Source organism: Ravibacter arvi (assembly GCF_039540405.1).
GTDB lineage: Bacteria > Bacteroidota > Bacteroidia > Cytophagales > Spirosomataceae > Ravibacter > Ravibacter arvi.
In genome coordinates this window covers 206,050-230,956 of the sequence record NZ_BAABEY010000036.1, presented here as the reverse complement: position 1 = coordinate 230,956, position 24,907 = coordinate 206,050, and the positions used below count along the sequence as shown (strand labels likewise).

The following is a 24,907-nucleotide window of genomic DNA, read 5'->3' as shown; positions in this document are numbered from 1 at the left end:
TTGCTCGTTTAGTTATTATTGATCGTTTCCAGCTTCCGACAAGTCGTCAACTATGATCGTGATGTGATTTGACCGCTTACGGATACGGTGTGCCCTTCCCTGAGGAGCGGGGCGGAGACGCTTCAACATACGTCCACCGTCAACAAATACTGTTTTCACAACCAGGTCAGCGTCCTCGATCTTGGTCTCTTCATTTCCCTGTTGCCAGTTTGCTACCGCAGAAAGCAGCACCTTGTGCAAAATAGGCGCAGCCGCCTGGGGCTGAAACTTCAATATTGCCAAGGCCTTGCTTACCCGCTGACCGCGAATCAGGTCAGCTACCAACCTCATCTTCTGAGGAGAGGTCGGAACATTCCGTAATATTGCTCTTGCTTCCATTTTATCTCTTTATAGCGACCGGGCTAGCCCGGAACAGCGTTGTTACTTTTTACCTTTATCCTTTTTAGCAGTGTGCCCGCGGAAGTTCCTGGTTGGGGAGAATTCACCCAATTTGTGGCCTACCATGTTGTCGGTTACATAAACAGGAATGAATTTGTTTCCGTTGTGTACCGCGAACGTATGCCCGATAAAGTCAGGCGAAATCATAGAACGTCTCGACCAGGTCTTGATCACAGACTTCTTACCAGCGCTGTTCATCGCTTCGATTTTGGCCAAAAGCCTAAAATCTATGTATGGTCCTTTTTTTAGGGAACGTGACATCTACTTCTTACTTTTTGCGTCTACTGATAATTAACCTTTCCGATTGCTTCTTCCGGTTACGGGTCTTCTTACCCTTGGCCAAAAGACCGGTTCTTGAACGTGGCTGACCACCGGATGCACGGCCTTCACCACCACCCATCGGGTGATCGATCGGGTTCATAGCAACCCCGCGAACTCTCGGACGGCGACCCAGCCAACGGCTACGGCCGGCCTTACCGATTGTTACGTTCATGTGACTGTTGTTAGAAACAGTCCCTACAGTAGCTCTTGCAGAAGAAAGCACCATTCTCAATTCTCCTGAAGGTAATTTCAGCACCCCGTATTTTCCTTCTCTCGCTACGAGCTGTGCGTAAGTACCGGCGCTCCTTGCCAACTGCCCGCCTTTACCGGGAGTAAGCTCGATGTTGTGCACAATGGTACCGATCGGCAGCGCGCCCAAAGGAAGAGAGTTTCCTACTTCCGGTGCAGCGCTGTTGCTTGAGATAATGGTCTGTCCAACCTGCAGCCCGCTGGGCGCGATGATGTAACTTTTAGTACCGTCACCATATTGGATCAGTGCAATACGAGCAGAACGGTTCGGATCGTATTCGATAGTAAGAACTGACGCAGGATCGTCAAGACGATTACGTTTGAAGTCAATGATACGGTAAAGACGCTTGTGTCCACCTCCTCTCTGACGTACGGTCATGCGACCGGAGCTATTACGACCGCCGGTTTTTTTCAGCGGCTCCAACAAACTTTTCTCTGGCTTCTTTGCGGTGATAGCCGAAAAATCAGGCGCCACTCTAAAGCGCTGGCTCGGTGTTGTTGGTTTGAGTTTTTTGATTCCCATTTTATAAATGATCTATCGTAACGGTGCAAGTCATTAAAGACTAAGCCTCCCCGTATATATCAATGATTTCTCCTTCCGCAACCGTTACGATTGCTTTTTTGTATGTAGAAGTTCTGCCAGTAACAAAACGTCCCCGTGAAGAACGAGTCTTAGACTTACCGATCACCCTCATGGTGTTAACCTGTTTTACGTTCACACCGTAAAGCTGCTCAACTGCCTTTTTGATTTCGATCTTATTGGCCTTCAAATCTACTTCGAAGGCATACTTCCCCTGGCTATTCAAACCAGCCACCTTTTCAGTAACGATGGGTCTTTTTAATACACTCATGATTTAGCAGACAATAAGGTTTCAATTTTCGGCAATGCCGTTTCTGTGATAAGTACCCGCTCAGCATTAATCAAATCATAAGTATTGATTGAATCGGCGGTAACGACTTTCGCTTTCGGGATGTTGCGGCTCGACAAATACACATTGCTGTCGTGACCGTCAAGGATCAGCAGCGTTTTGGAATTGTTGAGAGACAATGCCTGTAAAAGTCCCAGGTAAGATTTGGTCTTCGGCTGTTGGAAAGTAAATGCCTCCAGTACGGAAATTGCATTTTCCTTCGCCCTGGCTGAAAGAACAGACTTTCTGGCCAACACTTTAATCTTCTTGTTAAGCTTGAAATCGTAGTCTCTGGGACGGGGACCGAACACACGGCCACCACCTACGAATACCGGCGATTTGATGCTACCGGCACGAGCTCCGCCCGTTCCCTTCTGACGCTTGATTTTCTTGGTTGAGTAATTTACCTCAGCCCTTTCCTTGGCTTTGTGAGTACCCTGACGCTGATTGGCCAGGTAGTGCTTCACATCCAGGTAAACCACATGCTCATTGGGTTCAATCCCAAATATTTCCGCTGGTAAAGTCACTTTCTTACCGCTCTCTTTACCTTCTATGTTCAAAACTGACAGTTCCATCGGCATTATTTTTCAATGATTACAAATGAATTCTTAGCGCCTGGTACGGAACCGCTGATCACCAGAATGTTTTGCTCGGGGATCACTTTCAAAACGCGGAGGTTTTGGATAGTTACCCTGTTTCCGCCCATACGACCGGCCATGCGAAGCCCCTTAAATACCCTCGAAGGGAATGAACAGGCACCGATAGAACCCGGGTGACGTTGTCTGTTGTGCTGACCGTGCGTCTGGCCGCCCACACCACCGAATCCGTGGCGTTTCACAACACCCTGGAAACCACGTCCTTTGGTTTTACCAACGACGTCTACAAATTCGCCCTCCTGGAAGATATCCGTCACAGATAACTCTGCGCCGAGCTCCAGTGGCCGCTCGAAATACTTGAACTCAACCAGCTTTTGCTTGGGAGTTGTACCTGCTTTCTGGAAATGACCCAAAAGAGGTTTCGTTGTGTGCTTCAGCTTACGTTCGCCGAAGCCTAGTTGGACGGCGTTATAGCCATCGCTTTCTTTGGTCTTGACCTGTGTAACCACACATGGCCCAGCCTGGATAACCGTACACGCCAGAGCCTGCCCGTCAGCGTTGTATAAGCTGGTCATCCCGATCTTCTTACCTATTAAACCAGACATTTGAAAAAAATTGTTTAAACAGCAGGTATGAACCTATAATATAAAATTGGAGCGCAAAGTTAGAAAAAGAATTCGCAATATTCAATCTATCTTCCTCGCTATTTGTCATTTATCTCATTTAACCCCTCATTTTGCAAAAAAAAGGAGGTCAGATGGTATCTGATCTCCTTTTTAGAGGACCGTAAAGCTATCTCTTACGGTCGGAGATCAGATGTGGTTTCCGGTTTTGGACCTTCACCTGATTTATGTATTCCTGGTTTTACCTAAACCTTGATCTCTACATCTACGCCGCTGGGCAGATCGAGTTTCATCAGCGCGTCAACCGTTTTAGCGCTCGAAGAGAAGATATCAACCAGACGCTTGTACGTACAAAGCTGGAACTGCTCTCTCGCTTTTTTGTTCACGTGCGGCGAACGCAAAACTGTGAACTTCTCTTTTTGAGTAGGCAAAGGAATCGGCCCGCTTACTACAGCGCCCGTAGCCTTCACCGCCTTTACGATTTTCTCGGCTGACTTGTCAACCAGGTTATGGTCGAAAGATTTAAGCTTAATTCTGATTTTTTGATTCATCGGTCTCTTGTTGGTCCTTTAACTTTTTAGCGGGATGATGAAAGGACCATTTATTCCATCATCCCGATATTTTGAAAACAGTCGCGCCTGAAGCGCTGACTGCTGTTAGGCATTCACTTTTCCTTTCGCCTTGTCAATTACGGCCTCTGCAAGGTTAGCAGGCAGGAAGTCGTAGTGAGAGAAAGTAAGGTTGGCAGTAGCCCGTCCGGAGCTGATCGTGCGCAGATCCGTTACGTAACCGAAGAGCTCTGACAAAGGCACATCGGCCTTGATCACCTGAGAACCGGCTTTGGTATCCATCCCTTTCATGATCCCTCTTCTTCTGTTGAGGTCACCTGTGATAGGACCGGTGTATTCGTCAGGACTTACCACTTCTACCGCCATGATAGGCTCCAGCAATCTCGCACCGGCGTTGCGGGCAGATTCACGGAAACCAAGACGACCGGCCATTTCGAAAGAGAATGAATCGGAGTCAACGTCGTGGAAAGAACCGTGGAACAATCTCACTTTGCATGAATCTACCGGGTAGCCCGCCAACGGACCGTTGGACATAGCCTCGGCAAAACCTTTCTGGATAGAAGGAATAAATTCTCTCGGGATAACCCCACCCACGATCTGGTTGACAAACTGCAGGCCGGTGTTTTTCTCCTTTCCTTCTTCGTGATCGTCGCGTGGCCCGATTTCGAAAACGATATCGGCAAATTTACCACGGCCACCGGTTTGTTTCTTGTAAACCTCGCGGTGTTCGAAAGTCTTGGTAAGCGCTTCCTTATAAGCCACCTGCGGTGCACCCTGGTTCACCTCTACCTTGAATTCACGACGCAGACGATCGATGATGATCTCAAGGTGAAGCTCGCCCATACCACGGAGGATGGTTTGACCGGTTTCCTGATCCGTATTTACCACGAGGGTAGGATCTTCTTCCACCAGTTTGGCAATTGCATTACCGAATTTATCCTGATCGGCTGTTTTCTTGGGTTCAACCGCGTATCCGATTACAGGATCCGGGAACTCCATAGATTCCAGAACGATCGGGTTCTTTTCGTCCGATAAGGTATCCCCGGTTTTGATGTCCTTAAAACCTACCACCGCGCCGATATCACCTGCCTCCAGGCGCTCGATCTGGTTTTGCTTGTTGGCGTGCATCTGGAAAATCCGGGAAATACGCTCCTTGTTTCCGGACCTGTTATTCAATACGTAGGAACCTGACTCCAGTGTTCCTGAGTAAGAACGAACAAAACACAAACGACCTACGTAGGGGTCAGTGGCAATTTTGAACGCTAATGCTGCGAAAGGAGCATCTCCCGACGGTTTACGGGAAGTCTCCTCGCCCGTACGCGGATCTGTTCCGATAATGTTCTCCCTGTCCAGGGGCGAAGGAAGAAGCGCCATTACCAGGTCAAGCATGGTTTGAACGCCTTTGTTCTTGAAGGAAGATCCACAAACCATCGGAACAATCTTCATATCGATAACTGCAGCCCTGAGTGCGGCAAGTATCTCGTCCTCAGTGATAGAGTTCGGATCTTCAAAGTACTTCTCCATGAGCGTTTCGTCGTACTCGGCAACAGCCTCGAGCAACTTTTCGCGCCATTCCGCAACTTCCTCAACCATATCTTCAGGAATAGGCACAACCTCATAGGTCATTCCTTTATCGGATTCGTTCCAGATCATACCGCGGTTGTTGATCAAATCAACCACCCCCTTAAAGTTTTCCTCCGATCCGATAGGCAGCTGCAAGGGCACTGCATAAGAGCCCAACATCTCCTTCACCTGGCGGCAAACATTTAAAAAGTCGGCCCCTGAACGGTCCATTTTATTCACAAAGCCGATCCTCGCAACATTATAGTTGTTTGCAAGGCGCCAGTTCGTTTCAGACTGAGGCTCAACGCCGTCAACTGCACTGAAAAGAAACACCAGGCCATCCAATACGCGGAGCGAACGGTTTACTTCCACCGTAAAATCCACGTGACCGGGAGTATCAATAATATTGATATGGTAATGCTCTCCCCGATAATCCCATCCTACAGTCACCGCTGCAGAAGTGATGGTAATCCCACGTTCCTGCTCCTGTTCCATCCAGTCAGTAGTCGCCCCTCCGTCATGAACCTCGCCAAGCTTATGGCTTACACCGGAATAATACAAAATACGCTCGGTAGTAGTGGTCTTTCCCGCATCGATGTGAGCGGCAATCCCGATATTTCTTGTTAATCTTAGATCACGTGCCATTGATTTTCGGCTTGTTTTTTCAGTTTTTTAGAAAACAGACCGCAAAAGTAGCACTTCCCTGCGCATTTTCAAATAGTCCCTGCGCAATTACTGTTATTTTTTTGTAAAAAAGTATCGGGACCCTGCACACGGCCGTTTGACTACGCAACTGGCTGAGCCTGACCGATTGCTTCGGTAATCCGGGCCACCATTTCCTCTATAGATTCCTCCGCCGCGAACTGCATGGGCGCCTGTATACGAACTGAAAGCTGCGTATTCCTTTTCTTAAACCGCAGGCCCTTTTTATCAAAGGCACGCCGAAAGCCGTTGATCACGATCGGTACCACAATCGGTCTGCTTTCCCTGATCAGGTAGGCGGTGCCTTTCCGTACGGGCGCAAAAGGCTTGGTGGTGCCCTGGGGAAAACTGATCACCCAGCCGTGATCCAGCCCCCGTCCTATATTATCCTGCCCCTTGTTGTCCAGCTCGCGTTTCACATTTTCCCCGCTTGCCCGCCATGACCGTTCCACCAGTATGGCCCCTACAGTCGTGAATATCCTGGGCAGTATGCCGCCCTCTTTCATGGTCTCGGCCGCAGCCACATAATACATCCTGGCGCGCGGCGAAAAAAGATAAAAGGGCGGGGAGATGGTATTGGCATAGCCCCATTTGGCGGCGCAGAAAATATGGTAGAATGCCATTACGTCGGCAAAATACGTCTGGTGATTCGACAGGAACAACACGCCATGATCGGGCAGGGCAGCCAGGTGCTCCATACCTTCCACCTTGATCCGGTTCACCGCCGTCAGCCGGTAATAGGTAGACCAACCCAGTATAAAAATCATAATCCGCTTCAGAAGGAGCGAATTACCAAAGGGATCTTTTTCAAAGACTCCCAAAAAATCAAGCCTCCTGATCCACGAAGGCAGGTAGCTGTACACCGTTTTCCCTCCTCGCATAAAGTCGTTTATCCCCATCTGAAAATAATCCGCAAAGCAATCTCGTTGAATCGGTTAAGAAGCACTCAAGCGGATCGCTAAGGTAACGTGTTTTTAGCCTTCCTACAATTTCCCACTTAAAGTGTCTTCAATGTTAACGCATAAGATTCCGTTACTATTTAAAAAGCGCTGCGTATCAATGATCAAGTGTTCCTTGTTTAACTTTACGTGTAGTTTCACCCCAACCCATTCCAATTTAACGCAGATGAAAAGGCTCATTCGCTGTATACATACCCTGTTTTATGCGGCCGCCGCAACGGCACTTTACAGTTGTTCGGTCAACCCGGTTTCCGGCAAGAAGGAGATCGTTTTTATGTCACAGGAGAAAGAAATTGCGTTGGGAGCAGAATCCCACCCCTCCATTGTGGCAACCATGGGTCTTTATGAAGACAAGAAGCTCCAGGACTTTATCAACGACAAAGGAAAGGCGATGGCCAGGATATCGCACCGGCCCGACCTTCCTTATCAGTTCTACATTGTGGATTCTCCCGTCGTGAACGCATTCGCCGTACCGGGCGGCTACGTTTACTTCACCAGGGGAATTATGGCGCACTTCAACAACGAGGCGGAATTCGCGGGCGTTCTCGGCCACGAAATAGGGCACGTCACGGCCCGGCATTCAGCTCGCCAGCAGACTTCGCAGATCCTGGGGCAAGGCGCCCTGATGGCCGGTATGATTCTCTCCCCCCAGGTTCGCGCTATGGGTGAGAGCGCCGCACAGGGCCTCCAAATGCTTATGCTGAGCTACAGCCGCGCGCACGAAAGCGAATCGGACGAAATCGGTGTTACCTATTCCAGCAAGATCGGTTATGACGCTAACGAGATGGCGCAGTTCTTCGGCACGCTCAAACGCCTGAGCGATAAAAGCGGGCAGGCCATCCCGACTTTCCAGTCGACCCACCCCGACCCGGGCGACCGGTTTACGAAGGTACAGGCGCTTGCGAAATCTTACCAGGCAGGCCATCCCGGAAACTATTCCATCAACCGCGACGGTTATCTGCGCATGATCAACGGCATTATATACGGCAACGACCCCCGGCAGGGTTTTGTTGAAAACAATGCGTTTTACCACCCCGAATTAAAATTTCAATTCCCGGTACCGAAAGGCTGGCAATATGAAAACTCGCCGATCCAATTCCAGATGGCTCCGTCCGACGGCAAGTCGCTAATGCTTCTGACGCTCGCGTCGGGCAATACCCTGGAAGAAGCCGCCCAGAATATTGTGAAACAGTACAATTTCAAAGTGCTGGAAAACACCAGGCAGACCATTAACGGGAACCCCGCCCTTGTCATGATCAGCCAACAACAGGCCGAGCAACAACAGGGACAGGCGGTAGACCCGAAAACGGTCGTCCAGGTGGCTACCTGGATCATCCAGTACAACGGTTCCATGTACGTACTTCACGGCATGGCCTACCAATCGGGTTTTCAGAGCCAGTTCAACACTTTCAAATCGGTAGCCGGCGGATTCAAATCGCTCTCCGACCCATCGAAGCTCAACCGTAAGCCGGAGCGGATCCTCATAAAAACGGTAGACCGCGACGGGACTTTCCAGCAGACCATGCAGTCGCTTCAGATGCCGGCAAACCGGCTTGATGAGCTGGGCATCCTGAATGGTATGGAGCCCAACGACAAGGTCACCCGCGGAATGCTGATTAAAACAATAGGTATTTAAAATATTTAAAAACCTGAATACCGGCGAAGACGCGTCTTCAGGGGCAGGAGGCCGAAAAATGGGTTATTGAGAGTACTATAGATTTGACAATCGTTGAATAGTACCATTAAACCCGTGAACTTTTTATGGCATTGACGCATTAGAATCTATACATTTGTCTCCAAAATCAACCGCCCGTTTCACGGGATTGCACCATGCTCAAGAGAACTAGATTGTATAGCGTTCTTTTCAACAGATGTCCTAAATGTCACGAAGGGAAGTTTTTCAAACATGACAGTGCCTACTGGCCGGTGCGCGAGTTCGACAAAATGAACCAAAGCTGTTCGCATTGCGGGGAAAGCTTTATGCCGGAACCGGGCTTTTACTACGGCGCCATGTACCTCAGTTACGCCTTTTATGTAGGTGTGATCCTGATTGCCGTGCCAATAGGCCTCAAGTGGCTGGATTTTGATATTACCCAGCTTATTACCTGGCTGATACCACTGTTTATCATTCTCACTCCTATCTTTTTCCGGATGGCCCGGCGCGCCTGGATCACCATTTTCGTGCCTTACACCGGCAGAAAGGAAAGTAAGACTTCCGTCTAGCCCTTAGCGGGCGACACAAAAAAGGAGCGGCCCTGGCCGCTCCTTTTTTGTGTCTTATTCTTTAAGCAATTGACGAAATGGCAGGAAAACTGCCTACCATCGCCAGCCGATTTTCAGACCGCCGTACCAGTTTTTCTTCGGTGCGGCGTTGTAGTACCGGTTGCCGAAAGCATTCAGATCAAAGCCGAGTGAATAGATATCTGCATGTACACGCTCGGCTGAGGCGCTTATCTCCGAAAACAAATGCCGCCCCCAGCTTTTGTTCCACACTGCGCGGGCCGTAAACCTGTGGTAAGGCGTATTCTCAACTGTATTAAGATCATTCAGGAAAAAGCTGCCGCCATACTGGTACACCCCGAAGAATCTGATCCCGAAGGGGAAAGTGAGATCAGCCCCTGTGCTTTGCTCGATCCTGGGGATCCCAGGCAGGAGATTCCCGGAAATATCATTTTCCCCTACCCGGTAATCCTGGAAGGTGTAGTGCGCATAAGTACCGGCGTGCCATAGCCTCAGCCCCTCTATCCAGCCTGTCCCCGGGAAACCGGTGTTGTATTCCAGGCGCCATTCCAGTCCGTTCTGACGGGTTTTCCCGGCATTGGCGAAATATTCCGCTCCCTGTTCGTCAGTTTTCCTGACGATGGTCTGGTTCAATCCGAAACTGTAGGCAGTCAGCTCGGCCAGCAGGCTTCCCCCGAAATACCGGAGCGTCAGCTCCTTGTTCAGCCCCGTTTCCGCTTCAAGGTCCCTGCGGAACCCGCCCGCGGAAGGACGCACCTCCTGGAGCGTTGGCGGCGAAAACCCGCGGCTCACCGAAGCAGTTGCAGACCAGTTGCCTGCAAATATCTTATTCATTGACAAACGCGGCATCAACGCGCCGTCAAATGTCTTCCGGAGATCCGCGTAAGGCCCGGGGAAATAAGCCTCATGACGATAACGGAGCATCGAGTAGCTCAAACCACCGGCCACCGTAAACTGGCCCGGAAGCGAAGCCTCCAGTTGCGAAAAAACAGATCCCTGTTGAGCGCCAATATCTTCAGAAGTTTGCTGGGGCCCCGGGGCGCCACTCTTATTATCAAAATTCCTCTGTACCGAACGGCCCGTCTGCCATTCAAAGCCTGACGTCCACACCCACCGGCTATTGCTTTTCTCCACCGTATACTGCCAGGTATTCCGTCCCCCAAGTCCCTGCTCTTCCCGCTTTTCGTAATTGGAAATAAAGGGGTTCGCAAAGTTATTGGTAGAGACATACAAAGACAGTTCCTGCCCCCACCGTTCCGACAACTTCAGCTGGTGACTTCCCCCGACAAAAAGGTACTTTGAAAGGATGCGCGCATTCTGCTCCGCACTACCCGGGAGGGTTGGGGTAGCGGGCCTCGGCTGGCGCTGGTCCGCATCAAACTGTGCTTTATTCAGCCCGCCGGGAGTCTGGTACCACAGATCAGAATAGGATCCCAGCAAGGACAGGGTTCCTTTTGCACCGAAATCCTGGCGCGTGCTGAAGGTAACTCCGTCGCGCCGCATTGCACTCTGTTGCCTGAACCCGTCCTGCTCCTGGTGAGCAAACTGGACCCGGGTAGTTCCCAACTGTACTTCGGTATTATAATGCCTCAAACCGTACTGGCCGGCGCCTGCGTGCTGCGTTACCTGGTTGTGACCGGGCTCTCCGGCCGGGCCGTACATGAGGACCACGCCGCCTGTGCCCGCTCCGTATAAGCTGCTCCCCGGCCCTTTAATAACTTCCATCCTCGCTACGGCTCCAAAATCAAGGACGTTAAGTGCTGTGTTTCCGTTCACATCTGTAAAAGGAATTCCGTTCCAATAAAACTTTACATTCCGGATCCCGAAGGGTGAACGTATCATACTGCCGCGAACCGAAAAGCGGTAGCTGCCGGGTGAGCGCTCCTCCATACGAACACCGGGCAGGGTGTTGACTGCGTTGGTCCAGGTAGTGGGAGAAAAGCGGTCAAGTGCCGTTTTTGACAACACCCCTACCGAAGCAGTACTTTCCAGCAGGGAGCGCTTGCTGCCATAAGCATGCACCGTAATGGCATCCAGTTCTTTCGTCCGCACCGAATCGCTTTGCCCGATTGACGCCGCAGAGCAGGCGAAAACACCTAAAACGGTGGCCAGGATCAATTTTGAAGATTTCATACGTTCATGTATTAGCTCATCCGTACGTAGCTGCCGAGCCACTTCAGGTGCCCTTCGTGCATGTCCATGATTTGCCGGATGGCAGGATCGCTGCTATTCCCTTCAAACTCTACGAAGAACCAGAACCCGAAATCGGAACCGTTGCGTGACGGCCTGCTTTCAATCTTGGTCAGGTTGATACCACGGTCATTGAACTCCTTCAGAAAACGAAAAAGAACGCCCGGGCTATTGGTATGAGGCAAATTGGCAATGATGGTGGTCTTGTCGCGGCTGGTCGGCTGGTTCTTAAAATCCTTGCCCAGGATCAGGAACCGCGTACGGTTCTGGTCGCTGTTTTCGATATTATCAAACAACACCGGTATACCGGTTAATTTCGCGGATATGCTGGAACAAATCGCTGCAGAGGTGGGTTCACCGGCTGCAAGCTTTGCAGCTTTCGAGGTAGAGTCCACGGGGATAAACTCTACCACATTCTCGTCGAAATACTCCCTCAGGAAAACGCTGCACTGCCGGAAAGCGATGTCCTTGGAATATATTACTTTGATATCTTTCAGCGAGTCGGCTTTAGAGACCAGGGTAAAATGGATGCTGAGGTACAGCTCGGCGGCAATCTGAAGCTCCTTTTCGCGCAGCAGATCAACCGTTTCCGGGACGATTCCTTCCTGGTTATTTTCTACCGGCACCACGCCAAAGGCGGCCCTGCCGGTTTCAACACTGTCAAAAACGGAGCGGATGGTGGGAAGCACCAGGTACTCGCCCATTCCTCCGAAGCGGCTCTCGGCTGCCTGGTGGGTAAAGCTTCCTTCGGGCCCGAGAAAAGCCACACGCTGGGGCAGCTCAAGATTCCGGGAAACTGCAAAAATCTCCAGGTAGATTGCCTCAATGGCCGATTTCGTCAGAAGTCCGTCATTCAGGTCTTCCAGGCGCCGGAGTATTTCCTGCTCCCTTTCAGGCCGGTAGATAACGCTTTTTTCTGCACGTTTCAATGACCCTACCTGCTTAACCAACTCCATCCTTTTATTCAGCAAAACCAGCAATTCGTTGTCGATGGTATCGATCTGGTTCCTTATAGCCTTTAAATCCACTACTTCTATACTTTGATTACAGTTAACAAATCACCCATGCCGCTTTATATACTTGTTTACGCGGCGCCGGAGACTTCGTCTTCGATATTCTTCTCCACCCGCAGGTTTTCGATGATATTCTTTTGCCGGTCGGGCGTATTTTTGCCCATGTAGTAGGTCAGGATCTTCTGAATGGAGTCTTCCTTATCCAGGAAAATAGGCTCCAGCCGCATATCTTCGCCGATAAACTTCCCGAATTCGTCGGGAGAGATCTCGCCCAACCCTTTAAACCGGGTAATTTCGGGTTTGCCGCCCAAACGGGCTATTGCCTCTGCCTTTTCAGTCTCTGAGTAGCAATAAATCGTCTCTTTTTTATTTCTCACCCGGAACAACGGGGTTTCCAGGATAAACAGGTGGCCGTTCCGGACGAGGTCGGGGAAGAACTGGAGAAAAAAAGTCATGAGCAGTAACCTGATGTGCATACCGTCGACATCGGCATCGGTTGCAATCACGATGCGGTTGTAACGCAGGCTATCCATACCGCTCTCGATATCCAGCGCATGCTGCAGCAGGTTGAATTCCTCGTTTTCGTATACAATCTTTTTCGTGAGCCCGAAGCAGTTGAGCGGCTTTCCTCTCAAACTGAAAACGGCTTGCGTGGCCACGTCCCTCGACTTGGTAATCGATCCGCTCGCAGAGTCTCCTTCCGTCAGGAACAGCGTGCTCAGCTTATGTGCTTCATTTTTCTCATCTACCAGGTGAACGCGGCAATCCCGGAGCTTCCTGTTGTGCAGATTTGCTTTTTTGGCCCGCTCGTTGGCCAGCTTTTTGATGCCTGCCAGCTCTTTTCTTTCCCGCTCCGACTGCTCGATCCTTTTTTTGATCGCATCGCGTGCCTCCGGATGCATGTGCAGGTAGTTGTCAAGCCGTTCTTTCAGGAAGTCGTTGACAAACGTTCTTACAGTAGGACTGGAAGGATCGGGCGAAAGGTTATTGGACCCGAGCTTCGTTTTCGTCTGCGATTCAAAGACCGGTTCCTGCACCCGGATAGCGATGGCAGCCACGATAGACGACCGGATGTCTTCCGGCGCATAATCTTTCCCGAAGTGCTCCCGGATGGTCCGGACAAAAGCCTCGCGGAAGGCCGTAAGGTGGGTTCCACCCTGGGTGGTGTACTGCCCGTTTACAAAAGAATAGTATTCTTCTCCGTACTGGTTCCCGTGGGTTACCGCCAATTCGATATCCTCACCTTTCAGATGAATAATAGGGTAGCGAATGGTTTCAACGTCGGTTTTATTCTGCAGAAGATCGAGGAGCCCGTTCTGGGAAAAATACTTCTGCCCGTTAAAATTGATGGTGAGCCCTGCATTCAGGTAGCAGTAATTCCAGATCATGTTCTGGAGGTACTGCGGGATGTACTTAAAGTTTTTGAAAACGGTATTGTCCGGCTCAAACACCATTTGAGTCCCGTTACGCTGCGACGTCGGCTCTTCATCGGACTCCCGAATGAGCTCGCCCTGCGAAAATTCGGCCCACTTCATCCGCCCGTCGCGTACGGATTGCACCCTGAAAAAAGTGGAAAGCGCATTGACCGCCTTCGTTCCGACACCATTCAGCCCGACTGACTTCTGGAAGGCTCCGGAATCGTACTTTCCACCGGTATTGATCTTGGAAACACAATCGATCACCTTTCCTAGCGGGATACCGCGGCCGTAGTCCCGGACCTCTACCCGGTGTTCGGAAATCTTGAGGTCAACCGTCTTGCCATACCCCATCATATGTTCGTCGATCGAGTTGTCGACAATTTCTTTTACCAGGACATAAATACCATCATCGACAGACGCTCCGTCTCCCAATTTACCGATGTACATACCCGGCCGGAGCCTGATATGTTCTTTCCAATCCAATGACCTGATGCTGTCATCATCGTACCGTACAGGTTTACTTTCTGCCGTCATAAGCCGGAAACTTGCAATTAATATCCTTGATTACCATTTATGAATGATCCGGCCAAAGCTGGTTGCCGGACATTTTGCCAAACGTTCGGTCCAGAAATCGCCCCAATCTTTTATAAATAGGAAAAATCTAATTTACTTTGCCGAATCAAAGTCTCGCTTGAGTTCCAAATATACAGGTATATTCCTTGATTTCGTTAATTGCAAAAGTCGTTTTGGGATATAATAACACACCTTGTTCTGAAACTTGTTTAGATACGTTTCTAATCAGACATCATGTTAGCATTGAAAAAGCTTAATTTCTTCCTATTGAAATTTGGAGTTATCTGTATGATCATGCTTCTGGCCTCGCCAGGATTTACGCAGATATCGGCGCCGGCCCCCGGACAGTCATTGCCGTCCGGCACGCAGGGAAATATACCGGCAGGAGCCCAGGGACTACCTTCGGCAGGAGACGCGGGCAAGGCGCAGGGTATGCCCGCCAATGCGAATCAAAAGACGAACGCCAAGCAAAAAACCGGTTCTTCCAACCAGCTCCAGAACGCTAACCAAAGCAAGCTGATAGCGACGGACTCCGATTCCACAACTGCTCCCACCGATTCGGCTTCCGTTGCGCGCCAGGCTTATCTTGATAGAATATTCGGGCACAAAGTATTTTCTCAAAAAACATTTAACCCGTTGTCCAATCAACCTATCGCTACGCCGGCAGGCTATACCGTAGGGCCGGGTGACGAGCTGAACATCAGCGTTTACGGCAGCACACAACAGAATTTCCCGCCGGTGATTGTCAACCGCGACGGGTACATCTTGCTTGACCGGGTGGGAAGTATTTACGTATTGGGAAAAACAATCGAGGAAATCAAAAAAAACCTGATCGGGAAATTAGCACAGTTCAACCCGTCCCTTCTTGGTCAGGGCGGGGCGTCGGCACGATCCACGCTCCAGGTGTCACTCTCGGAAGTACGCGCGGTACAGGTATATGTTACCGGAGAGGTAATGTTCCCGGCCACCTATGAGCTCACCTCGCTTCACACTGCCTTCAACGCGCTTTACCTGGCCGGCGGGCCGAACGAAATTGGTACTTACCGCCACGTGAAAGTTATTCGTGACAACAAGGAAATCTCCGAAATCGATACTTACGAATACCTCCTTACCGGCAAGCTTGATAAGGATGTGCTGGTAAAAGACAACGACCGGATCCTGGTAGGTTATTACGATACGCGGGTGGAGGTTACCGGCAATGTCAAGAAACCGGGTATCTATGAAATGAAATCGAACGAAAAGCTGTCAGACCTTTTCAGGTTTGCCGGCGGCTTTACCGACGACGCATACCGTGCTCAATATAAAGTCATTCGGTTTACGTCCAAGCAAAGAAAAATTGTCGATGTGTCCGAAAGTGAAGCTGCCAGCTTTGAACTGAAAAGCGGTGACGTGGTAACCGTTGATCCGATCCTCGACCGCTTCGAAAATATGGTTACGATTGAAGGGGCTGTCATGCGGGAAGGCGAATACTCGCTGGAGTCCAACCCGACGTTGAAAAAATTGCTGGAATCGGCTCAGGGGTTAAGGGAAGACGCTTTTGCGGGGAGGATCCAGGTCAGCAGGACCAGGGCGGACCAGAGCATCGAGAACCTCTCGATTAATTTATCCGATATCATCAACAACCGCCTGCCGGATCTTGAACTGACACGTCTCGATGTGGTTACCGTGCCTTCCATTTATCAAATGACCGAAGTGGCTACCGTCAGCATTACCGGCGAAGTCAACAACCGCTCATTTGGTGACAACGGGGGCAAGTTTCCCTATGTGGCCAATATGACCCTGGAAGATCTTATTATCAAGGCTGACGGTCTCAAAGAATCGGCGGATCTGAACAATATCCAGGTCTCACGCCGCAAAAGAGATGTGGATGCCAAGTTTGCCGATGCGCAGATTGCCGAAGTTTTCGTGGTAAGCCTGGACAAAAACCTCAGCATTGGCGGGAAAGAAAGCGGTATCGTGCTCTGGCCCTTTGACGAGGTCATTATTGGCCGTTCGCCGGCTTATAAGGAGCAGCAGTATGTCCGCATAGAAGGGGATGGTGTGTTGCGTGAAGGTACTTATCCGATCATAAACCGCAATGATAAAATCAGCGACATCGTTCAGCGGGCCGGGGGACTTACAGAAATCGCCTTCTTACCCGGAGCTACCCTGGTTCGCACTTCCGTGCTCCCCGAGACCAACAAACTCGACGAAGAGGAAGCGGAAGACGTCATTGAAAAAGGTGTCATGGATGGTAAAGTCGAAGCCATTGACGGGGTTTCCAAGCAGGAGAACATTGGAATCAACATGATGAGAATTCTCCGCAACAAGGGTTCGAAAGAGGATTTGATCGTACAGAACGGTGACGTGATCAGAATCCCCAAACGTCTCGAAACAGTGGCGGTGAGCGGTGAGATCCTGTACCCGACTACCGTCAAGTACAACGACGGAATGAGCTTCCTGGATTTTATTTCACAATCAGGCGGGTTCACAAAAACGTCTCACCGGCGTAGTTCATGGATCAAATACCCCAACGGCTCCGTAGACCGTACCCGCCGTTTCCTGGTATTTAATGTATACCCGAAGGTTCAGCCCGGGTCGGAGATTTTTGTACCAGAAAAAGCCGGCAACGAACTTTCACCACTCCAGATGCTGAACCTGGGTATCCAGGTTTCCTCTGCTTTGATGACCTTTATTGTTTCAGTACTGGCATTCCGTAGCATTTCAAACTAGCATTCTTCTTCCATGTCCAACCAGCCTCAAGGAGTTACAGAGGAGCAGTTCACGCTTAAAGACGTTATTCTTGGCCTTATCTCGGCAAAGGACGCGGTTCTCAAAAACTGGAAACAGGTACTGATGATCGTGTTGCTGGGGCTTGCCATCGGTTGGGGGCTTGACTTCTACCTGAAGAAACCGCCTTCCTATATAGCCGAAGTAACGTTTAACCTGGGCGCAGCCGGGTCCAGCAGCGGTATGCCCGCCAGCCTGGGTAGCTTGTTCGGCGTGGGCGGTGCAACCGATGCCAATATCTTCACAGGAGAAAACTTTTTTATCTGGGCCAAGTCCAGCCCGGTAATGGAACGGGCGCTGCTCAGCCACGTAAATGTCAACGGAAAGGAGATGATTCTTGCGAACCTTTACATTGACTCCAGTGATATTAAAGAAAACCGGTGGAAAAAAGCACCGCACTGGCATGATTTTCGTTTCACTTCCACGAAAGTAGACAGCTTCAACCTCCGGGAACGCTCCGCACTGAACGAACTGATAGAGGATGCGGCAAACGCTACCGTCATTGAGGAGCTGGAAAAGAAATCTTCGTTCATGGAACTGAAGGTAACGACAATCAATGAAAACCTGTCGACGCTTTGGGCCACTACACTGCTCGAAACAGTTGACGAGTTCTACGCAGAGATCCAGACGACAAAAACCAGGAAAACGCTGAACCTGTTGGAAAAAAGGGCTGACTCCCTCTCCCGAATCCTTACGGGATCGGAATCGAGGCTGGCACGCGCCGCTGATCAGAGTAGTTTTTCAGTTGAAGTAGAGGCTCCCGCAAGGCTGAAAAAGCTGACCCGGGACACTGAGTTTGTACAGCGCCTTTACCTGGAAGCCCTGGCCGGAGCAGAACAAACGCGGGTTTCGCTCGTACGTGAAGCGCCGTTGTTCACTATCATCGAACCGATCAAACGCCCGCTCGATCTTACCTTTGATCCCGGTAAGCGAAAATACATCGGGGTACTGATTGGCTTTCTGATCGCAATGATCTATGTTTACTTCAAGTCTGCTTATGATGATGCAGTGAAGGAAAAGAAATTACAAAAGCAGAATGGCTCGTAATATTACCATTAAAGCCGGTGGCAGTGCCAAAGAGTACTGGCTCGATCTCTGGGAGCACCGGCAGTTGTTATGGATTCTCTCCAAGCGGGATATCTCGGTAAGGTACAAACAGACCTTGCTGGGCGTGGCATGGAGCGTAATCAGGCCGCTGGCCACGATGATCGTGATGACCATCGCTTTCAGTGTAGTAGCACGTCTGAGACCGGATACCGGTGTTCCGTACCCGCTTATGGTACTCGGGGGAATCACCATCTGGACTTTCTTCTCGAATACGTTCGTTCAAATCAGCAACAGCATAACGCTCAATTCGAACCTGGTTGCCAAAGTATACTTTCCCAGGCTCATTATGCCGCTGAGCGCTGTTTCGGTCGGCCTTGTCGACTTCCTGATTGCCTTTGTCCTTTACCTGCTGATCAGCGTGATCGGATACGGATACCTGCCCAGCAGCAATATTGTATTCCTGCCGTTTTTCCTGATTCTCACTTTCATCACCGCGTTCGGCTTCGGGTTGTTTTTCGCTGCGGTCAACGTGCGTTTCCGGGACATCGGTCAACTCATTCCTTTCTTAATGCAGGTAGGCATTTACGCCTGCCCGATTGCTTACAGCAGCCAGATGGTAGCCGATACGTGGTTCTATAAATACCACCTGCTCAACCCTGTAGTAAGCCTGGTCGATGGCTTCCGCTGGTGTCTTTTAGGGAATAATGCCTATTTCGATCATCGCAGCCTCTACAGTACCATTATTGTATCGGCAGTTGCCATGATTTTTTCAATATCCTATTTTCGAAAGAAAGAAAGCTCGTTTGTTGACCATCTCTGAGCATTCCTGAGCATTGTTCGTATGTCTGTAATTGTAGCAGAAAATATTAGTAAGAGGTACATCATTGACCACAAAAACCAAAGGTCGGGGGGTACCATCCGTGACTGGTTCTCTGACACGAGCAAACGCCTGTTTTCAGGTGGCAAAAAAGACCGTCTGCTCGAATCAAAAGAAGAATTCTGGGCGCTGAAAGACGTCAATTTCGAAATTGAGCAAGGCGACCGCGTCGGCATTGTCGGTCATAACGGAGCCGGGAAATCCACACTTCTCAAAGTATTAAGCCGCATCACGGAACCAACAACCGGCCGGGTGAATATATCAGGCCGCGTGGCCAGTTTGCTGGAAGTGGGAACGGGCTTCCACCCGGAACTTACAGGACGTGAAAATATTTATCTGAATGGCGCGGTCCTGGGTATGACCCAGCATGAAATTAAAAAGTCGTTCGACGCCATCGTGGATTTTGCCGGCGTGGAACGGTTCCTGGACACGCCCGTAAAACGCTACTCGTCGGGAATGTATGTCCGGCTGGGATTTGCCATTGCCGCCCACCTCGAACCTGAAATCCTGATCGTGGATGAAGTCCTGGCGGTGGGTGATGCTGAATTCCAGAAAAAGAGTCTCGGTAAAATGCGTGACGTATCGGAAAGCGGACGGACCATCCTGTTCGTAAGCCACAACCTGACCGCCGTCCAATCACTCTGCAACAAAGCATTCTATTTCGAAAAAGGCCAGCTCCTTGAACAGGGAGATACCACCCATATTGTGAGCACCTACCTCAGCCGCGTCTCCAGGAAAAGCCTGGAACATGTCTGGGATGATCTCTCACGCGCGCCCGGCACCAACGAGGTCCGGCTCAAAAGCCTCCGGTTACTGCCCGACTACCAGGACAATCTTTCGCACATTGATGTCCGCACACCGATGCGGCTCGCCTGCGAGTTCTGGAACTACGAAGACAACACCACCCTCAATCTCAGCATGCACCTGTATGCCTATACCGGCGAGTGTATCTTCAATGTCGGAACCAAGGCAAAAAGTTTCTCAAAAGGGCTGGTGGAAGCGGTTTGTGAAATTCCGGGGAACTTCCTGAATGACGGCAGCTATGTTATTTCCCTGATGGTGGTGAAAAACACCAGCGAAGTGCTCTTCTCCCTGGAAGAAGCCATCACTTTTGATATTCAGGACTACCGCGAAGGCGTCTCCTGGTATGGCAAATGGCCCGGCTACATCCGTCCGCAACTTAATTTTTCCATTTCTCAAACCGAGCCCGTACCCAATGATTAACGTAACCAAATCCTTCCTCCCGGATAAAGAGGAATATATTGGATATATCAATCAGATTTGGGACAGTGTTCACCTGACTAACAACGGTCCGCTGCTCCAGCGCCTGGAACGGGAACTCAGGGACTACACCGGGGCGGAGCACCTGTACGTCTGCGGAAACGGCACGGTAGTGCTGGAAATTGCGCTGAAAGCGCTTGAGGTAACCGGCGATGTCATCACGACCCCGTTTTCGTATTGCGCTACCTCAAACTCCATCATCTGGAACAACTGCGTCCCCGTTTTTGTCGACATCGACCCCGACACTTTTAATATCGACCCCGAGCTGATCGAGGCTGCCATTACACCGCAGACAACCGCCATTCTTGCCACACATGTATATGGCAATCCCTGCGACGTTGACAAGATTGCCGCCATTGCCGAACGGCATGGTCTGAAGGTAATTTATGACGCCGCCCATGCTTTCGGTGTCAAATACCGGGGAAAATCTCTTTTCCTGAACGGAGATATCTCCACCTGCAGTCTCCATGCCACCAAGGTTTTTCACTCGGTTGAAGGAGGCCTCATTATTACCTCTCACCCCGAGCTGGATCATAACCTGCAATTGCTGCGGGCTTTCGGTCACAAGGGCGATGACCATTATTTTTACGCCGGGATCAACGGGAAAAATTCGGAGTTCCATGCCGCTATGGGACTGTGCAACCTTCCGCATGTCCCGTCCATTATCGAATACCGTCGGCAGGTTTTCTCCTGGTACGACAACGAGCTCGACTGGGATTATTTTAAAAAGCCGCGCCTGGCCGACGAGCTGGAATACAATTATTCATACTACCCGATCGTCTTCGAATCCGAGCAGGCATTGCTTCACGCACAAAAAGAGCTGCTTGCCATGGGCATCGGATGCAGGCGCTATTTTCACCCTTCGCTCAACACACTTTCGTTTGTGCCTAAATTTTTTTCCTGCCCGGTATCGGAAGATATCGCGGGGCGCGTATTGGCGCTGCCCCTGTTTGTAGGGCTTGAAAAACCGGACGTGTTACGAATTTCGACTACGCTTAACCGTGTGGTCCGTCCGGCGGTCTCGTAAAAATTTTAGCAATGATTGTTGCCTACTGGTTCGCTTTCTTCGTTTTCATTTACTTGATTGGTCTAACAGCCAAACGGATAAGCGGTCCCTCTTTGTCCGAATTTTTTGTAGTCTCGTTCCTCCTGTTCACCGGCAGTATCATCCCGGTAGGATTCCTGCTCTCCCCTCTCGAACTGACCGCCAGCACCTGGGCCTGGATCGCCGGTGTTTTTGCCGCTATCGGCCTGCACTACTGGCTTTGGGGAAAATTATGTACCCCGGCGTCGTTCTCACTCCGTGCGCTTATCCGGAACAGGTTTCAATGGTTCGTGGAATGGTTTACGGGGCTATCCCCTTACCTCAAGGTCCTTTTTATCATTCTGATAGGTACCTTCACACTAATTGCCGTCACCAACCTCGCCCTGGTACTGTTCACCGTTCCCAACGAATGGGACAGCATGACCGGTCATCTTAACCGCCCGCTTCGGTACATTCAGAATGGTAGTATGGCCCACTTCGGAGGCACCAACTGGAACATGGATACCTACCCGAAAAGCGTCACCGGCATCCATATTTTTTCCTACCTGATCAGCGGAAAGATCGAGAACGCATTTCGCCTGATCCACCATTCCGCTTTTTACATCACACTGGTTGCCGTTTTCGGAATCGCCCAGAGAATCGGCCGGAATTTTACCGCCAGCCTGTTTTGCGCATTGGCCTACTGCCTCTTTCTCGATTTCCTGATGCAGGCTGTCACCACGGAAACCGACGTAGTGCTCACGGCCTATCTTTCCTGTTTGCTGTATTTCCTGTTCTCCTTTCAGGCGACGCGATCAAACAAATACCTCTACCTGGCCGGCATGGCCTTTGCCATAGCCTTCGGTCACAAGATTACATTTGCCCTGCTATTGCCACCGGTATTCGTGGTCATGCTGTATACCGTCTTTCTGTCGCCGGATCTCAGCACTTTCCGGGACCGGTTCCTTCGGCTTGCCGCCGCCATTTTTCTCGCCGCGCTCCTGTACACCCTTCCGACCGGCTACCTGAAAAACATGGAGGTATTCGGGCACCCGATCGGCCCGCCCACGGCATTGCGCCACCAATCGGTGGAAAGGGCAGGCTCTCTCTCCAATTTGTTTGAGCAAGGCAGCCGGAATGTGGTTCGTTACCTGTACGATTTCGCCAACCTGGACGGTCTTCGGAATGCTCAGTGGGGGTACGACCTGAACAGGTTCATGCGCAAGCCACTGGTCAGGATTGAAGACAAGTTCAGGATGCGGCTCGACGAAGAAACCGACTTCTCGATCGTCCCGTTTACCTTTCAGCGCAGATTCGAGTTTTACAATGCCAACCCGTATTGGGGAGTTTGGGGTTTTGCGCTGATTCTTCCGATTGTTCTGCTTGTATTCCTGAGGATCATCCGGTCCAGGCCTCACTGGTTCCTCTCTATAGCAATTGTGCTTCATTTCCTCGCGCTCGCCTATTCGGCGCCCTATGACCCGTTCAAGGGGAGGTATTTTATCGAGACAGGGCTTTTCGGAGTGTTGTTCCTTTTATTGCTGTTTTCCACCCGAAGCCTCTCCATACTCAGGCCGAAACGCTGGATCTGGAAAGGCTACGTAGGCGCAGTCGTTTTGCTGGCCTGTGTTTCTGCCGTCATGACCGTCTTTCTTAACATCCGGGCGCTTCCTTTTCCCGCTTACGGCTTCGAATCGGCTTTTACTGCAGACCGTATCAAGATGCAGACCTTCGCCCGGCCGGATATTTACCCTGCGTACGCTAAATTCGATTCACTGGTACCGCAGGACGCCACTGTAGCACTGGGAACCATCAATGACGATTTTGAATACCCGCTTTACGGGCGGAAACTTACCCGGAAACTCATTTCCATCAATCCGTTTGAGCAGGGGCTGCGCCCCATACCGGCCGAAGCCGACTATCTGTTTTTCTCCAAAAACGTCATTCAGCCCCAACGCGGCGATATCCGGCTGGGAACCGATACGACCATGAAAGACATGATTGTTAAAGGCGAAGACTACTACCTGAGAAAATTGAAGTAAAACTACCCAAAGGAAAAATAATGGTACTCGCCATCATGCAACCTTACTTTCTGCCGTACATAGGCTACTTTCAGCTACTGAACGTGGTGGATCGGTTTGTGCTTTATGACGACGTCAATTTTATCAACCGCGGCTATATCAACCGGAACAATATCCTGGTCAATGGCAAGGCATCCCTGTTCTCTATCCCGTTAAAAGAGGCGAGTCAAAACAAACTGATTCGTGAAATTGCGTTGGCTGACGACAACTCCTGGCAGAAAAAATTTTGCCGGACGGTAGAACAATCCTACAAAAAAGCGCCGCAATTTGAACAGGTATTTCCCGTTTTCCTGGACATTATGGGGTATACTCCTGAAAATGTTGGAGATTTTTGCCGCTACGCGCTCGTAAAAATTGCGCAACATCTTTCAATAAACACCGAAATCGTGCCCAGCTCAACCATTTACCACAATGCTGAGCTCAGGAAAGAAGAAAGAATACTGGATATCTGCCGCATCGAAAAAGCCACACGCTATATCAACCCGCAGGGCGGGGTAGAACTGTATGAAAAAGGCGAATTTGCGGCCAAAGGGGTAGAATTATCCTTTTTGAAAGCCCGTCTCACACCGTATCCGCAATTCGGGAATACCTTTGTGCCCGGCCTTTCCATACTGGACGTACTGATGTTCAACGACGTGGGGCAGGTACAGGAGCTCCTGCAGCACTACGAGCTGGCATAATTATTGCAATTGTAGTAGAAATTTTCCAAGTTTGTCTGCTTGATAATTTCGAATTTCTGAAAAGAATCCACCCCCATGGCCAAGGTTATCATTTTTGGTGTACTCGACACCGCCGAACTCGCACACTTTTATCTCGAAAATGACTCGGAGCATGAAGTCGTTGCATTTGCGGTAAATCGCGCGTATATCGATCAAACTGAATTCAGAGGGTTGCCGGTAGTGGCGTTCGAAGAGGTTGAAACCGTTTACCCGCCTGCTCAGTTTGCTTTTTTTGTACCTATGACCGCGCGGAACATGAACAGAAACCGCGAAAAGGTATACCTCGAAACCAAAGCCAAAGGCTACACCCTGATTTCTTATATCAGCTCCAGGGCAACCGTTTACGACCGCTCACTGATCGGCGAAAACTGTTTTATACTGGAAGACAATACCATACAGCCCTTTACCACGATCGGCAATAACGTCGTCCTATGGAGCGGCAACCATATCGGGCATCACGGGAGAATCGACGACCACGTTTTCTTTACTTCTCATGTTGTATTGTCAGGTCACTGCCACGTACACTCCTATTGTTTTTTCGGTGTGAATGCAACGATCAAAGACTACACCCGGATCGCGCAGGGAACACTGCTCGGAATGGCGTCTGCCTTAAACAAAGATTCAGAAGAATGGGGGATTTATGTAGGAAGTCCGGCCAAGCGAGTGCCGGGCAAAATGAGTTACGAAGCGTATTAATCATCCATTTTAGTTTCAGCGCGCCCGTTCCCCAGCTGAAATCGAAGAGC

The 24,907-nt window shown here is 50.3% G+C and carries 22 protein-coding genes; 10 read left to right on the top strand and 12 right to left on the bottom strand.

Annotation, left to right across the window (positions count from 1 at the left end; genetic code table 11):
- Positions 1 to 15 precede the first annotated feature (15 nt).
- The 9 genes from rplV to ABD852_RS20570 form a co-directional block, all read right to left on the bottom strand.
- Positions 16 to 378, bottom strand: a complete 363-nt coding sequence (gene rplV, locus ABD852_RS20610) for a 50S ribosomal protein L22 (RefSeq protein ID WP_345032375.1) — start codon at positions 376 to 378, stop codon at positions 16 to 18.
- Between the two features lie 42 nt (positions 379 to 420).
- Complete coding sequence (rpsS, locus tag ABD852_RS20605) at positions 421 to 699, bottom strand: 30S ribosomal protein S19 (protein WP_345032373.1); 279 nt, start codon at positions 697 to 699, stop codon at positions 421 to 423.
- A 7-nt stretch (positions 700 to 706) separates the two neighbouring features.
- Positions 707 to 1,531: a 50S ribosomal protein L2 gene (gene rplB / locus ABD852_RS20600; protein WP_345032371.1), complete on the bottom strand. Its 825-nt coding sequence runs from the start codon at positions 1,529 to 1,531 to the stop codon at positions 707 to 709.
- Positions 1,532 to 1,571: 40 nt separating this feature from the next.
- Positions 1,572 to 1,859, bottom strand: a complete 288-nt coding sequence (rplW, locus tag ABD852_RS20595; RefSeq protein ID WP_345032369.1) for a 50S ribosomal protein L23 — start codon at positions 1,857 to 1,859, stop codon at positions 1,572 to 1,574.
- Positions 1,856 to 2,491, bottom strand: a complete 636-nt coding sequence (gene rplD, locus ABD852_RS20590; protein ID WP_345032368.1) for a 50S ribosomal protein L4 — start codon at positions 2,489 to 2,491, stop codon at positions 1,856 to 1,858. The genes rplW and rplD overlap by 4 nt, the downstream gene beginning before the upstream one ends.
- Positions 2,492 to 2,496: 5 nt before the next feature.
- Positions 2,497 to 3,117 (bottom strand): 50S ribosomal protein L3, encoded by a 621-nt coding sequence (rplC, locus tag ABD852_RS20585; RefSeq protein WP_345032366.1) that lies wholly within the window; start codon positions 3,115 to 3,117, stop codon positions 2,497 to 2,499.
- A 263-nt stretch (positions 3,118 to 3,380) separates the two neighbouring features.
- Positions 3,381 to 3,686 carry a 30S ribosomal protein S10 gene (gene rpsJ / locus ABD852_RS20580; protein ID WP_345032364.1) on the bottom strand — a complete coding sequence of 102 codons (306 nt, stop codon included), beginning with the start codon at positions 3,684 to 3,686 and terminating at the stop codon, positions 3,381 to 3,383.
- 105 nt (positions 3,687 to 3,791) lie between these two features.
- Positions 3,792 to 5,912 carry an elongation factor G gene (fusA, locus tag ABD852_RS20575; protein WP_345032361.1) on the bottom strand — a complete coding sequence of 707 codons (2,121 nt, stop codon included), beginning with the start codon at positions 5,910 to 5,912 and terminating at the stop codon, positions 3,792 to 3,794.
- Between the two features lie 140 nt (positions 5,913 to 6,052).
- Positions 6,053 to 6,850, bottom strand: a complete 798-nt coding sequence (locus ABD852_RS20570; RefSeq protein WP_345032360.1) for a lysophospholipid acyltransferase family protein — start codon at positions 6,848 to 6,850, stop codon at positions 6,053 to 6,055.
- A gap of 244 nt (positions 6,851 to 7,094) precedes the next feature.
- Here ABD852_RS20570 and ABD852_RS20565 point away from each other — a divergent pair, with 244 nt between their 5' ends.
- A complete protein-coding gene (locus ABD852_RS20565) occupies positions 7,095 to 8,564 on the top strand; it encodes a M48 family metalloprotease (protein WP_345032359.1) in 1,470 nt (489 codons plus the stop codon).
- Between the two features lie 308 nt (positions 8,565 to 8,872).
- Positions 8,873 to 9,151, top strand: a complete 279-nt coding sequence (locus ABD852_RS20560; RefSeq protein WP_345032358.1) for a DUF983 domain-containing protein — start codon at positions 8,873 to 8,875, stop codon at positions 9,149 to 9,151.
- Positions 9,152 to 9,244: 93 nt separating this feature from the next.
- Here the strand turns inward: ABD852_RS20560 and ABD852_RS20555 are convergent, their stop codons facing one another.
- Genes ABD852_RS20555 through ABD852_RS20545 form a run of 3 tightly spaced genes read right to left on the bottom strand, consistent with a single transcriptional unit; the run spans position 9,245 to position 14,324 of the window.
- Positions 9,245 to 11,302: a TonB-dependent receptor gene (locus ABD852_RS20555; protein ID WP_345032356.1), complete on the bottom strand. Its 2,058-nt coding sequence runs from the start codon at positions 11,300 to 11,302 to the stop codon at positions 9,245 to 9,247.
- Positions 11,303 to 11,313: 11 nt separating this feature from the next.
- On the bottom strand, positions 11,314 to 12,387 hold the full coding sequence (gene pheA / locus ABD852_RS20550) for a chorismate mutase (RefSeq protein WP_345032355.1): 1,074 nt from the start codon (positions 12,385 to 12,387) through the stop codon (positions 11,314 to 11,316).
- A 56-nt stretch (positions 12,388 to 12,443) separates the two neighbouring features.
- Positions 12,444 to 14,324, bottom strand: a complete 1,881-nt coding sequence (locus tag ABD852_RS20545) for a DNA topoisomerase IV subunit B (RefSeq protein WP_345032353.1) — start codon at positions 14,322 to 14,324, stop codon at positions 12,444 to 12,446.
- 273 nt (positions 14,325 to 14,597) lie between these two features.
- Here ABD852_RS20545 and ABD852_RS20540 point away from each other — a divergent pair, with 273 nt between their 5' ends.
- The 8 genes from ABD852_RS20540 to ABD852_RS20505 all read left to right on the top strand — a co-directional run bounded on the left by ABD852_RS20540 (position 14,598) and on the right by ABD852_RS20505 (position 24,857).
- A complete protein-coding gene (locus ABD852_RS20540) occupies positions 14,598 to 17,075 on the top strand; it encodes an SLBB domain-containing protein (RefSeq protein ID WP_345032352.1) in 2,478 nt (825 codons plus the stop codon).
- A 12-nt stretch (positions 17,076 to 17,087) separates the two neighbouring features.
- On the top strand, positions 17,088 to 18,179 hold the full coding sequence (locus ABD852_RS20535) for a hypothetical protein (protein WP_345032351.1): 1,092 nt from the start codon (positions 17,088 to 17,090) through the stop codon (positions 18,177 to 18,179).
- Positions 18,169 to 18,999 (top strand): ABC transporter permease, encoded by an 831-nt coding sequence (locus ABD852_RS20530; protein ID WP_345032347.1) that lies wholly within the window; start codon positions 18,169 to 18,171, stop codon positions 18,997 to 18,999. The genes ABD852_RS20535 and ABD852_RS20530 overlap by 11 nt, the downstream gene beginning before the upstream one ends.
- Positions 19,000 to 19,020: 21 nt before the next feature.
- Complete coding sequence (locus ABD852_RS20525) at positions 19,021 to 20,280, top strand: ABC transporter ATP-binding protein (RefSeq protein WP_345032345.1); 1,260 nt, start codon at positions 19,021 to 19,023, stop codon at positions 20,278 to 20,280.
- Positions 20,273 to 21,364: a DegT/DnrJ/EryC1/StrS family aminotransferase gene (locus tag ABD852_RS20520; RefSeq protein WP_345032342.1), complete on the top strand. Its 1,092-nt coding sequence runs from the start codon at positions 20,273 to 20,275 to the stop codon at positions 21,362 to 21,364. The genes ABD852_RS20525 and ABD852_RS20520 overlap by 8 nt, the downstream gene beginning before the upstream one ends.
- 11 nt (positions 21,365 to 21,375) lie before the next feature.
- Positions 21,376 to 23,403, top strand: coding sequence for an ArnT family glycosyltransferase (locus ABD852_RS20515; RefSeq protein ID WP_345032340.1), 2,028 nt, complete (start codon positions 21,376 to 21,378; stop codon positions 23,401 to 23,403).
- Between the two features lie 20 nt (positions 23,404 to 23,423).
- Positions 23,424 to 24,122 (top strand): WbqC family protein, encoded by a 699-nt coding sequence (locus ABD852_RS20510; RefSeq protein ID WP_345032337.1) that lies wholly within the window; start codon positions 23,424 to 23,426, stop codon positions 24,120 to 24,122.
- 75 nt (positions 24,123 to 24,197) lie between these two features.
- The gene (locus tag ABD852_RS20505; protein WP_345032334.1) at positions 24,198 to 24,857 is read left to right on the top strand and encodes an acetyltransferase; all 660 of its coding nucleotides are present in this window, start codon (positions 24,198 to 24,200) and stop codon (positions 24,855 to 24,857) included.
- Positions 24,858 to 24,907 lie beyond the last annotated feature (50 nt).

What these genes read in the sequence shown, in the direction of transcription:
- rplV (WP_345032375.1), bottom strand. Translation starts at nt 378, where the DNA reads ATGGAAGCAAGAGCAATATTACGGAATGTTCCGACCTCTCCTCAGAAG.
- rpsS (WP_345032373.1), bottom strand. Translation starts at nt 699, where the DNA reads ATGTCACGTTCCCTAAAAAAAGGACCATACATAGATTTTAGGCTTTTG.
- rplB (WP_345032371.1), bottom strand. Translation starts at nt 1,531, where the DNA reads ATGGGAATCAAAAAACTCAAACCAACAACACCGAGCCAGCGCTTTAGA.
- rplW (WP_345032369.1), bottom strand. Translation starts at nt 1,859, where the DNA reads ATGAGTGTATTAAAAAGACCCATCGTTACTGAAAAGGTGGCTGGTTTG.
- rplD (WP_345032368.1), bottom strand. Translation starts at nt 2,491, where the DNA reads ATGGAACTGTCAGTTTTGAACATAGAAGGTAAAGAGAGCGGTAAGAAA.
- rplC (WP_345032366.1), bottom strand. Translation starts at nt 3,117, where the DNA reads ATGTCTGGTTTAATAGGTAAGAAGATCGGGATGACCAGCTTATACAAC.
- rpsJ (WP_345032364.1), bottom strand. Translation starts at nt 3,686, where the DNA reads ATGAATCAAAAAATCAGAATTAAGCTTAAATCTTTCGACCATAACCTG.
- fusA (WP_345032361.1), bottom strand. Translation starts at nt 5,912, where the DNA reads ATGGCACGTGATCTAAGATTAACAAGAAATATCGGGATTGCCGCTCAC.
- ABD852_RS20570 (WP_345032360.1), bottom strand. Translation starts at nt 6,850, where the DNA reads ATGCGAGGAGGGAAAACGGTGTACAGCTACCTGCCTTCGTGGATCAGG.
- ABD852_RS20565 (WP_345032359.1), top strand. Translation starts at nt 7,095, where the DNA reads ATGAAAAGGCTCATTCGCTGTATACATACCCTGTTTTATGCGGCCGCC.
- ABD852_RS20560 (WP_345032358.1), top strand. Translation starts at nt 8,873, where the DNA reads ATGAACCAAAGCTGTTCGCATTGCGGGGAAAGCTTTATGCCGGAACCG.
- ABD852_RS20555 (WP_345032356.1), bottom strand. Translation starts at nt 11,302, where the DNA reads ATGAAATCTTCAAAATTGATCCTGGCCACCGTTTTAGGTGTTTTCGCC.
- ABD852_RS20545 (WP_345032353.1), bottom strand. Translation starts at nt 14,324, where the DNA reads ATGACGGCAGAAAGTAAACCTGTACGGTACGATGATGACAGCATCAGG.
- ABD852_RS20540 (WP_345032352.1), top strand. Translation starts at nt 14,598, where the DNA reads ATGTTAGCATTGAAAAAGCTTAATTTCTTCCTATTGAAATTTGGAGTT.
- ABD852_RS20535 (WP_345032351.1), top strand. Translation starts at nt 17,088, where the DNA reads ATGTCCAACCAGCCTCAAGGAGTTACAGAGGAGCAGTTCACGCTTAAA.
- ABD852_RS20530 (WP_345032347.1), top strand. Translation starts at nt 18,169, where the DNA reads ATGGCTCGTAATATTACCATTAAAGCCGGTGGCAGTGCCAAAGAGTAC.
- ABD852_RS20525 (WP_345032345.1), top strand. Translation starts at nt 19,021, where the DNA reads ATGTCTGTAATTGTAGCAGAAAATATTAGTAAGAGGTACATCATTGAC.
- ABD852_RS20520 (WP_345032342.1), top strand. Translation starts at nt 20,273, where the DNA reads ATGATTAACGTAACCAAATCCTTCCTCCCGGATAAAGAGGAATATATT.
- ABD852_RS20515 (WP_345032340.1), top strand. Translation starts at nt 21,376, where the DNA reads ATGATTGTTGCCTACTGGTTCGCTTTCTTCGTTTTCATTTACTTGATT.
- ABD852_RS20510 (WP_345032337.1), top strand. Translation starts at nt 23,424, where the DNA reads ATGGTACTCGCCATCATGCAACCTTACTTTCTGCCGTACATAGGCTAC.
- ABD852_RS20505 (WP_345032334.1), top strand. Translation starts at nt 24,198, where the DNA reads ATGGCCAAGGTTATCATTTTTGGTGTACTCGACACCGCCGAACTCGCA.